Below are 10045 nucleotides of genomic sequence, written 5' to 3'. Positions count from 1 at the left end.
CGTCGGTGCTGGTCGCGGAGATCCGCGAGCGGCTCCGCTAGCCGCGGGCGGGCAGGCCGACTGGGCGGGGCCGGGGTCGGGGTCGGGGCTACTCCGCGAAGCCCGCCAGGTCGCGGAGGCGGCGGGCCTGGGCGGCGCGTTCCGCCGCGCGCTGGGCGTCGTAGCCGCGGTCGCTCGCGGCGCGCAGGAGGGCCTTCGTCTCGATCAGGGCGTCGCGGGGGGCCGCGAGGAGGGCGGCGGCCAGGTCGTTCGTCGCGGCGTCGAGGTCGGCGGCGGGCACGACGATGTTGGCCAGGCCGATGCGCTCGGCCTCGGCGGCGCGCACGAAGCGGCCGGTGGCGCAGATCTCCAGGGCGCGGGCGTAGCCCACCAGGGAGACCAGGGGGTGGGTGCCGGTCAGGTCGGGCACCAGGCCGAGCGCTGTCTCGCGCATGGCGAACTGCGCGTCCTCGGCGCACACCCGCAGGTCGCAGGCGAGGGCGAGCTGGAAGCCGGCGCCGATGGCGTGGCCCTGGACGGCCGCGATGGTGACCAGGTCGTTCCGGCGCCACCAGGTGAACGCCTCCTGGTAGGAGGCGATGGTGGCGTCGAGGTCGTCGTCACCGGAACGGGCCAGCTCGACGAAGTTCAGCTCGCCGGGGATGCCTTCCGGGGTGAACGCCCGGCGGTCCAGCCCGGCGGAGAAGGAGACGCCCTCGGCCCGGAGCACGACGACGCGGACGTCGCCGGGGAGCATGCGGCCGGTCTCGGTCAGGGCCCGCCACAGCGCGGGGGTCTGGGCGTTGCGCTTGTCGGCGTTGGCGAGCGTGACGGTCGCCACGGCCTTGTGGACGGTGACGCGCACGCCGTCCTTGTCGAGCAGGCTCATCAGGCCCTCCGTGAGTTACCCAGCGGTAATTTCTGTCCGCAGAGTAACCCCTCGGCGTGCGTGTGCGCCGTCAGGGGGTCGGGGCCGCCTTCTTGCCGCGGGTGGCGCCGCCACGGCCGCGGAGGGTCACGTCGGCCTCGCTGAGCATGCGGTGCACGAAGCCGTACGACCGGCCGGTCTCCTCGGCCAGCGCCCGGATGCTCGCGCCCGACTCGTACTTCCGCTTCAGGTCCGCGGCGAGCTGCTCACGCGCGGGGCCGGTCACCCGGCTGCCCTTCTTCAGAGTCTCGGCCACCCGTGCCTCCTCGTTGAAGTGCGCTCTGGACTCTCATGATCACCCCTATCCAGCTTCCTGGCCACCCATTCGTCAAAACGCCCATACGACAAGCGGACCGCAGCGCCGGGGCGCGGTCGGGGCAAACGGGTCCGGAGCCCCCCGGTGGTCGAGGGGAACGCGCAGGTCAGAGCGGTTCGGCGGGCCGACCCCTCGGCCGTCGCGCCGACACGCCGGGATACGACCCGCCTCACTCAGATGAATGATCAAGCGTCGGCCGAATGATCCACCGGGCATGATCACAAACGACCGACCCGGCCCGGGTCAAGCGAGGGCGACCAGGTCCGCGTAGTCGGCGCTCCAGAGGTCCTCCACGCCGTCCGGCAGCAGGATGATCCGCTCGGGCTGGAGCGCGTCCACCGCGCCCTCGTCGTGGGTGACGAGGACGACGGCGCCGGTGAAGCCGCGCAGCGCGCCGAGGATCTCCTCACGGCTGGCCGGGTCGAGGTTGTTGGTGGGCTCGTCCAGCAGCAGCACATTGGCCGAGGAGACCACGAGCGTGGCCAGCGCCAGGCGGGTCTTCTCGCCGCCGGAGAGCACCCCGGCGGGCTTGTCGACGTCGTCGCCGGAGAAGAGGAACGAGCCGAGCGTCTTGCGGATGTCCACCATGTCCATGTCGGGGGCGGAGGAGCGCATGTTCTCCAGGACCGTGCGGTCCGCGTCGAGGGTCTCGTGCTCCTGCGCGTAATACCCCAGCTTCAGCCCGTGCCCCGGCGTGACCTGGCCGGTGTCCGGCTTCTCGATCCCGGCCAGCAGGCGCAGCAGCGTGGTCTTGCCGGCGCCGTTGAGGCCGAGGATGACGACCCGCGAGCCCTTGTCGATGGCGAGGGAGACATCGGCGAAGATCTCCAGCGAGCCGTAGGACTTGGACAGGCCCTCGGCGGTCAGCGGGGTCTTGCCGCACGGCGCGGGGTCGGGGAAGCGGAGCTTGGCGACCTTGTCGGACTGGCGCTCGGCCTCCAGGCCGGACAGCAGCCGCTCGGCGCGGCGGGCCATGTTCTGCGCGGCGACGGCCTTGGTGGCCTTGGCGCGCATCTTGTCGGCCTGGGCGTTGAGGGCGGCGGCCTTCTTCTCGGCGTTGGCGCGCTCGCGCCTGCGGCGCTTCTCGTCGGCCTCGCGCTGGACCTGGTACTGCTTCCAGCCCATGTTGTAGACGTCGATCCGGGACCGGTTGGCGTCGAGGTAGAACACCTTGTTGACCACGGTCTCGATCAGGGCGATGTCGTGGGAGATGACGACGAGGCCGCCGCGGTACGTCCTGAGGAAGTCCCGCAGCCAGACGATGGAGTCGGCGTCGAGGTGGTTCGTCGGCTCGTCGAGGAGGAGCGTGTCGGCGTCCGAGAAGAGGATGCGGGCCAGCTCGACGCGGCGCCGCTGACCGCCGGAGAGCGTGTGCAGCGGCTGGCCGAGGACGCGGTCGGGCAGCCCGAGGCTGGCGGCGATGGTGGCGGCCTCGGCCTCGGCCGCGTATCCGCCGCGGGTGAGGAACTCGGTCTCAAGCCGCTCGTACTTCTTCATCGCGCGGTCGCGGACGGCGCCCTGGCCGCTGGCCATGAGCTGCTCGTTCTCCCGCATGCCGCGCAGCACGGTGTCGAGGCCGCGGGCGGCGAGGATGCGGTCGCGGGCGAGCATGTCGAGGTCACCGGTGCGCGGGTCCTGCGGGAGGTAGCCGACCTCGCCGCCGCGGGTGATGGTGCCGGCGGCCGGGACGCCCTCCCCGGCGAGGCACTTGGTGAGGGTGGTCTTCCCCGCGCCGTTGCGGCCGACGAGGCCGATGCGGTCGCCGGTCGCGATGCGGAAGGACGCGGACTCGATGAGGATGCGGGCTCCGGCGCGCAACTCGATGCCGGTGGCGGTGATCATGGACGGACTCCAGAGGCGGGCGGGGCGGGGCGTACGGGCCTGCGAACTGCGGCGGTACGTCCGCTAATGCGCGAGGTGCGGTGTGTCCGTGTCCATGCGAAACATTCTAACGGCGTGGCGCAACGCGTTTTCCGCGCGGTTTTCCGTGCGGTCTTCCGTGCGCGACGGGGCCGGACACCCGCGGTGGCCCGCATCAGGCTCCCCCGGTGTGCACCTGGAACGCGGCCCGGCGCACGCGTTTGGCGACGGCCGGGTCGGGGTGGGCGGCGGCCAGCGCCAGCAGCACCTGCACCGTGCGGGGGTGGCCGCAGACGCGGATCTCGTCGATCAGCTCGGTGACCGTGGGCTGCGGGGCGGCGTCGAGGTGGTCGAGCAGCAGCCGCTCGGCGCCGTGCTCCTGGGCGGCGGAGGCGGTGTCCACCCACAGCCAGGTGGCCTCGGCGCGGGTCAGCACGGCGAGCGGGTCGTCGGCGGCGTCGCGCGGGTCGCCCGCCTCGTGGTCGGCCAGCCACAGCAGCGCGTAGGGGCGGAGCACGGGCTCGGCGGCGGCGGTCCGTATCGCGGGGAGGGCGGGGGCGCCGACGACGCGCAGGGCCTCGAAGGCGAGGCCCCGGATCAGCGCGTCCTCGCCGCGGGCGGCGTCGAGCAGCTCGGTGACGGCCGGGCCGGTGGCGCGGGCGGCGAGCCAGGCGCGGTACTCGGCGCGGGCCGGACCGGGGGTGAGGTTGGCGCAGCCGCGCAGCATGGCCACGGCGGACTGCTCGATGTTCCCGGCCGGGCTCTGGGCGGCGATGCAGATGTGCTCCAGCTTCGTCCACATGGCCCAGCTCCCCAGCTCGGTGAGGCGGGCGCGGACGGGCTGCCGGCCGCGGGCGTGGAGGGTGAGGGCACCGACGGCGGCGAGGGCGTCGAGGGCCCAGCCGAGGAGGCGGACGAGTTCGTCGGCCGGGGCTGTTATGTCCTCGGAGGTGCGGGCCTCGGGCGGCGCGGCGTCCGGGGTCGCGGGCGACGCGTCGGCGTCCGTCTCGGGGCCGGGGTGGGTGGGGTCGCGGTCGGCGGGGTCGCGGTCGGCGCGGAGTTCGGTGATGCGCTGGAGCAGCAGGTCGATCAGGCCGACCGCGGTCACCGGGCCGTCGGAGAGCTGCATGACGGACAGGAGCTGGGGGACGGCGGCGACGACGTCGGCCACCGCGCCGGGGTCGGCGTCCGGCGGCGCGGGCCGGGCCAGGGACCAGGCGTCGAAGAGCGCCACCCAGCCGCGCAGCGCCGCCGTGTCGTCCCGGTGCCAGGCCCGCAGCCGCCAGCCCGCGCGGACGCCGCCGCCGTCCGGGGCGTCCGGGGCCTGCTCGATCAGCCCGGCCAGGCGGGCCCGTCCCCAGTGGTCGCGCACGGCGTTCTCGGTGAGGCCGAGTTCGGCGGCGGCCTGCGCGGAGGCCGCCTCCGGCGAGCGGCCGGTGCGCTGCGCCCAGTGGGCGAGCCGGACGGCGTCGGCCAGGAGCGCGCGGGCCTGGCGGGCGAGCTGGTCCTGCGGGGCGACGCCCCGGGGAGGCGGGGCGGGAGTACGTCTGCCGAGCGGCGTGCGCCGGTGCGCGGCGGCGCGCTGTTGGGGCGTTTGTGGGACAAGTCGCAACCGGGGCTCACGCGGAGTTCGGGACGTCACGTGAGCAGTTTCACCGCTGGGGCCGCGAAAGCCCAAACCCCCCGCCCACGGGCTCACATGAGCGGCGTGAGGAAGCGGCGCAGGCGCTCCTCGTAGGCGGCCGGATCGGCGTTCCACATGGCGGCGTGCTCGGCGTGCGGAACGGTGTGGAGGGTGACGGCCTCGGGGTGCTCGGCGGCCAGCTCGCGGGAGGCGGCCCAGGGCGCGACGGTGTCGTCGGGGCCGTGGAAGACCATGACGGGGACCGGTGCCCCGCCGTGGCCGGTGGGGTGGTCGGGCGGCCGGTCCCCCGGGTCGAGGCCGAAGCCACCGCTGGCCGCGCCGAGGGCGAACGGCAGCAGCGGGCCGGGCACGCCGTGCTCGGTGGCCAGGGCGCGGAAGGTGGCGGCCGGGTCGAGCACGGGCGAGTCGAGGACGAGGCCCGCGACGCGGCCCCGCAGCGGGGACTGGACGGCGGCGCGCAGGGCCATGGCGCCGCCGGCGGACCAGCCGTAGAGGACGACGCGCTCGGCGCCGTACCGGATGGCGTAGCGGACGGCGGCGTCGGCGTCGCGCCACTCGTCGGCGCCGAGCCGGTTGACGCGGTCGCGGGGGCGGGGGGCGCCGGGGTCGCCCCGGTAGGCGGGGACGAGGACCGGGAAGTGGTGGGCGTGGAGGAAGGGGAGCAGGTTGAGGGGGTGCTCGCGGGTGGCGCCGAGGCCGTGCAGGGCGATGACCCAGGTGCTGCGGGGGCCGGGCACGAACCAGGCGGGCAGCGGGCCGGTGTCGCCGGGGACGGACACGTCGGTGAACGGGATGCCGAGGGCGGTGCGGGGGTCGCCGGTGTGGACCTGGGGGGTGAGCTCGACGGTGTCGCCGGGGGCGAGGTCGCCGCGGGTGACGCGTTCGAGCTTCCGCACGACGGTGTCGGGGCCGCCGAACAGGTCGTCGAGGACCGGCCCGACGACCGCGTGGCCGCCACGGGCGGTGAGGCCGTAGACGCCGGGGCGTTCGCTGTGGACGGTCCGGCTGAGGGTGACGCGCCCGGGCCCGGTGGCGTGCACGGCGAGCCGCTCCCCGCCGAACCCGGCGGGCCGTGGCCGCTGGGAGGCCCCCAGGGCGGCTCCCACGGCCCAACGCCCGGCGGCGACCGTGGCAACGGCCGCTCCGGCACCCAGCAGTGTGGTGGCGGCCACGGCCGCCGTCGTGTGCCGACGCATGCATCCCAGCATGGGCGCGTTCCCCGCCCACCGCCATCCGGGCGGCCCCCGCACGCCCTTGCCGTGCCGGAAGTGACGCACGGGACGAGGGTGAACGGTCCGGACGGCGGGGCCCGGGTCTGGCGGGGGGCCGACCGCCCCGGGCGGTCGGGCGCGCGTCCGTCGGCGGCCACGTCGCTCCGGAAGGCGGCACGGCCCGGCCTCGCCTCCCCGGACTCCGGACGGAGACGCGAGCGGTTCGGGGAGCCTCGGCGCCCGCCATGAGTGCGGAGCCGCTCGGCAACGCGGCGGCACGTCCGGCCCCGGGCAGCGCCGCGGGCTCACGCCAACGGGTCGGCCGAGGCGGGACTGCTCACGCGGACCGCCGGTCGGGCGCGCGTGCGAAGCCACCGGTCCCGCGCCAGTGACGCGCTGGGCGGCGCGGCGGGCATACGGCCCGCGACGGCACGTTCGGACCGGGGCGAGCGCCGCCCGCCCACGGTCCTCGGGTGGCCGCGCCGGGCGGTCGGGCGCGTGAGCGAGCCCCGGCCCCGGGTGCCGGGGGGTGCGGAACTGCTCGGCGCGCGGCGGCGCCGCGCGCTCACTCCCAGCGGGCAGCGGTGCGCGTGCGCGGGGGACCCTCACAGCGGGGCGGGGGCGTCAGTGCTGGCCGTAGGTGCGGAGTTTCCCGGCGACCCTGGTCAGTTCTTCCGGGGGGAGCAGGGTCGGGGTGTGGCCGGGGATCGCGGCGGCCGTGAGCCACAGGCGGCACATCCACTCCAGTTGGGCCGAGTTGTCGTACGCCTCGCGCAGGCTCCGGCCGTACACGATCGTGCCGTGGTTGCGCAGCAGGCAGCCGGTGCGGTCCTGGAGGGCCGTCAGCATGTGGGCGGCCAGGTCCTCGCTGCCGTAGGTGGCGTACGGGGCGACGCGGACCGGGCCGCCGAGGGCGGCGGTCATGTAGTGGATGGGGGGCAGTTCGTCCACGAGGGTGGAGACGGCCGTCGCGTGCACCGCGTGGGTGTGGACCACGGCGGTGGCGTCGGTGGCGCGGTAGATCGCCAGGTGCATCGGCAGTTCGCTGGTCGGGGCGAGGGAGCCGGCGCGGGGGCGGCCGGTCAGGTCCACGGCGAGGAGGTCGGCGGGGCCGAGGAGGTCGTACGGGACTCCCGAGGGGGTGACCAGGACGGTGTCGCCGACGCGGACCGACAGGTTTCCCGAGGTGCCGACGACGAGACCGTCCGTCACCGTCCGGCGTGCCCGGTCGATCAGTTCGCGCCACGCGTCGCGCCAGGCGGACGGGGCGGGCCGGCGCAGGGCAATCCGATGCCGCCAGTTCATCTTGAGTTCACCTGTTCACCTTACGTTAACGGCGTTTGTCACCCGCCCGCCGAACGATTGTCCGGGTCCATGGAACACATCACGCTGTTGATCGCGATCGTGCTCGTCACAGCTCTGGCGTTCGACTTCACCAACGGCTTCCACGACACGGCCAACGCCATGGCCACCACGATCTCGACCGGGGCCATGAAGCCCAAGGCCGCCGTGGCCATGTCGGCGGCGCTGAACCTGCTCGGCGCCTTCCTCTCGGTCGAGGTCGCGCGGACCATCTCCGGCGGCATCATCGACGAGGAGGCGGGCGTCCGGCCCGAAGTGATCTTCGCCGGGCTGGCCGGGGCCATCGTATGGAACCTCCTCACCTGGCTCGCCGGTCTCCCCTCCAGTTCCTCGCACGCCCTCTTCGGCGGCCTGATCGGCGCGACGCTGGCCTCCGTCGGCACCGGCGCGGTCAACGGGGACGCCGTCGTCACCAAGGTCCTCGTCCCGGCCGTGGCCGCCCCCCTGGTCGCCGGGCTCGCGGCGATGCTCGCCACCCGGCTCACGTACCGCGTCACGCGCGGCGCCGACGAGCGGGTCGCGGCCAGGGGGTACCGCGCGGGGCAGATCGCCTCCGCCGCGCTGGTCTCCCTCGCCCACGGCACGAACGACGCGCAGAAGACGATGGGCGTCATGACGCTGGCGCTGGTCACCGGCGGGGCCCTGGCTCCCGGCTCGGACCCGCCGCTGTGGGTGATCGGCTCCGCCGGGGTCGCCATCGCGCTGGGCACCTATCTCGGCGGCTGGCGCATCATCCGCACCATGGGCAAGGGCCTCACCGACATCCGGCCGCCGCAGGGCTTCGCCGCCCAGACCAGCGCGGCCACCACGATCCTCGCCTCCTCCCACATGGGCTTCGCCCTGTCCACCACGCAGGTCTGCTCCGGCGCGGTGCTGGGCTGCGGCCTGGGCCGCAAGGGCGGCGTGGTCCGCTGGTCCACCGCCACCCGGATGGTGGCGGCGTGGGGCCTGACGCTGCCGGCGGCCGGGCTGATCGGCGCCGCCGGGGCCCTGCTGGCGGGCCGGGGCGACTGGGGCGTCGGCGCGGTCGCGGTGCTGCTCGTCGCGGCGGCGGCCGGGATAGGGGCGCTGGCCCGGCGCCGGCCGGTCGACCACTCGAACGTCAACGACGTGGCGGAGGACGCGGACCGGGCCGGGGCGGCCGGAGGCGGCCCGGAGCCGGTGCGGGTCGTCATCCCGGCCCCCTCCCCCGCCGTCCCCGCCGTCCCCGCCGCCGCTTCCGCCCCCGCTCCCGCTCCCGAGGTGTCGCTGTGAACGTCGACTGGGCCGTCCTCGGCCAGGTGATTGTCGTCTCGGTGCTGATGACCGTGGCGGTGGTCGGCCTGTTCTCCGCGGGCATCCGCGCCGGGTCCGCCAAGTCGGCGGCGCGCTCCGCCGGTTACCTGTGTTTCACGGTGTGCGCGGCGGCCGTCGGATACGGGATCTGGATCGTCGCGACCTAGCGCGACGCCGGCCACGGGTACGGGAGCGGCTTCAACAGGGAGTTGACGCCGCTTCCGGCCCGTGGTGGACTCAACGATGCCAAACGGCGGCAGGAGAGGAAGCCGGTGCGAATCCGGCGCGGTCCCGCCACTGTCACCGGGGAGTGCTCCCCCACCCGAGCGTCACGGTCCCGCCAGGGGCTGGAAGGCCGGGGGAAGCGCCGATCCGGAAGCCAGGAGACTCTCACCGCCGGTCACGTCGAACCAGGGCGCGGACCCTGAGTGAGGACACACCGCCATGACTGGCCGCTTCTTCCTGCCCCCGCCGCAGCCGCGCCGCGCCACCGCGCCCGCCCGGGACACCACGGCGGTCGGCTGACTCCATGCGCCGGACTCACGCCACGGCGTCCGGCCTGGCCCTGGGCTACCTCGGCGATCTCCTCACCGGCGACCCCCGCCGGGGACATCCCGTGGCCGCCTTCGGCCGCGCCGCCGCCGCTCTCGAACGCCGCCTGTGGCGCGACAGCCGCGCCACCGGCGTGCTCCACACCGCGCTGTGCGTCGGCGGAACAGCCGCCGGGGCGGCGGCCCTTGCCGGGCTCGCCCGGGGGCGCGCGGGACGCGGCGCGGCAACGGCCGTGGCCGCCTGGGCCGTTCTGGGCGGCACGAGTCTGGTGCGCGAGGCGCGCCGGGTCAGCGACGCCCTGGCCGCCGGAGACGTCGCGCGGGCCCGGGAGTTGCTGCCCCGGCTGTGCGGGCGCGATCCGCAGGCCCTGGACGAACAGGCGCTCGCGCGGGCCGTGGTGGAGTCGGTCGCGGAGAACACCTCGGACGCGGTCGTCGGCGCGCTCGTGTGGGGCGCGATCGCGGGGGTGCCGGGGCTCGCGGCGTTCCGCGCGGTGAACACCCTGGACGCGATGGTCGGCCATCTCTCGCCCCGCTACCGGCGGTTCGGCTGGGCCTCGGCCCGGCTGGACGACCTGGCGGGCTGGCCGGGCGCCCGGCTCACCGCCGCCCTGGCCACCGTCGCCGGTCCCCGGCCGCGCGCCGCCGCGCGGGCCTGGCGGGCGGACGCGCGCCGCCACCCGAGCCCCAACGCGGGCCCGGTGGAAGCCGCGTTCGCGGGTGCGCTGGGCGTCCGCCTCGGCGGCACGCTCTCCTACGGCGGGCGGGTGGAGCACCGCCCGGTGCTCAATCCCGGCGGCCGGCCGGTGGAGATCGCGGACATCGACCGCGCGATCCGCCTGTCCCGCCGCGTCGGCGCCCTGACCCTGGCCGCCTGCTGCGCGGCGACCCACCTGCGGGAGGAGCGAGGGTGAACGA

General features: G+C 75.5%; 9 protein-coding genes and 1 riboswitch. Of the genes, 3 read left to right on the top strand and 6 right to left on the bottom strand.

Annotated elements, in window-relative coordinates:
• Nucleotides 1-88 precede the first annotated feature (88 nt).
• The 6 genes from ACSNOC_RS15490 to ACSNOC_RS15465 form a co-directional block, all read right to left on the bottom strand.
• Complete coding sequence (locus tag ACSNOC_RS15490) at nt 89-868, bottom strand: enoyl-CoA hydratase/isomerase family protein (protein ID WP_436748010.1); 780 nt, start codon at nt 866-868, stop codon at nt 89-91.
• A 70-nt stretch (nt 869-938) separates the two neighbouring features.
• Complete coding sequence (locus ACSNOC_RS15485) at nt 939-1163, bottom strand: helix-turn-helix domain-containing protein (protein ID WP_059009466.1); 225 nt, start codon at nt 1161-1163, stop codon at nt 939-941.
• A 303-nt stretch (nt 1164-1466) separates the two neighbouring features.
• Entirely contained in the window at nt 1467-3065 is a 1599-nt protein-coding gene (locus tag ACSNOC_RS15480; RefSeq protein ID WP_436748009.1) for an ABC-F family ATP-binding cassette domain-containing protein, read from the bottom strand.
• A 193-nt stretch (nt 3066-3258) separates the two neighbouring features.
• Nucleotides 3259-4725, bottom strand: coding sequence for a hypothetical protein (locus ACSNOC_RS15475; RefSeq protein ID WP_436748008.1), 1467 nt, complete (start codon nt 4723-4725; stop codon nt 3259-3261).
• A gap of 53 nt (nt 4726-4778) precedes the next feature.
• Nucleotides 4779-5924 carry an alpha/beta hydrolase gene (locus tag ACSNOC_RS15470; protein WP_436748007.1) on the bottom strand — a complete coding sequence of 382 codons (1146 nt, stop codon included), beginning with the start codon at nt 5922-5924 and terminating at the stop codon, nt 4779-4781.
• A 639-nt stretch (nt 5925-6563) separates the two neighbouring features.
• On the bottom strand, nt 6564-7244 hold the full coding sequence (locus ACSNOC_RS15465) for a class II aldolase/adducin family protein (RefSeq protein WP_436748006.1): 681 nt from the start codon (nt 7242-7244) through the stop codon (nt 6564-6566).
• A 69-nt stretch (nt 7245-7313) separates the two neighbouring features.
• On the opposite strand from ACSNOC_RS15465, the gene ACSNOC_RS15460 reads away from it, so the two are divergent.
• The 3 genes from ACSNOC_RS15460 to ACSNOC_RS15450 all read left to right on the top strand — a co-directional run bounded on the left by ACSNOC_RS15460 (nt 7314) and on the right by ACSNOC_RS15450 (nt 10041).
• Nucleotides 7314-8555: an anion permease gene (locus ACSNOC_RS15460; protein ID WP_436748005.1), complete on the top strand. Its 1242-nt coding sequence runs from the start codon at nt 7314-7316 to the stop codon at nt 8553-8555.
• Nucleotides 8552-8743, top strand: coding sequence for a hypothetical protein (locus ACSNOC_RS15455; protein ID WP_436748004.1), 192 nt, complete (start codon nt 8552-8554; stop codon nt 8741-8743). The genes ACSNOC_RS15460 and ACSNOC_RS15455 overlap by 4 nt, the downstream gene beginning before the upstream one ends.
• 96 nt (nt 8744-8839) lie before the next feature.
• Nucleotides 8840-8965, top strand: a riboswitch (cobalamin riboswitch).
• Between the two features lie 140 nt (nt 8966-9105).
• A complete protein-coding gene (locus ACSNOC_RS15450; protein ID WP_436748003.1) occupies nt 9106-10041 on the top strand; it encodes a cobalamin biosynthesis protein in 936 nt (311 codons plus the stop codon).
• Nucleotides 10042-10045 lie beyond the last annotated feature (4 nt).

Source organism: Streptomyces sp. URMC 129 (assembly GCF_051386415.1).
In the GTDB taxonomy this organism is placed as follows: Bacteria; Actinomycetota; Actinomycetes; order Streptomycetales; family Streptomycetaceae; genus Streptomyces.
Note: the sequence above shows the minus strand (reverse complement) of the source record. Positions and strands in the feature narration are given on the sequence as shown.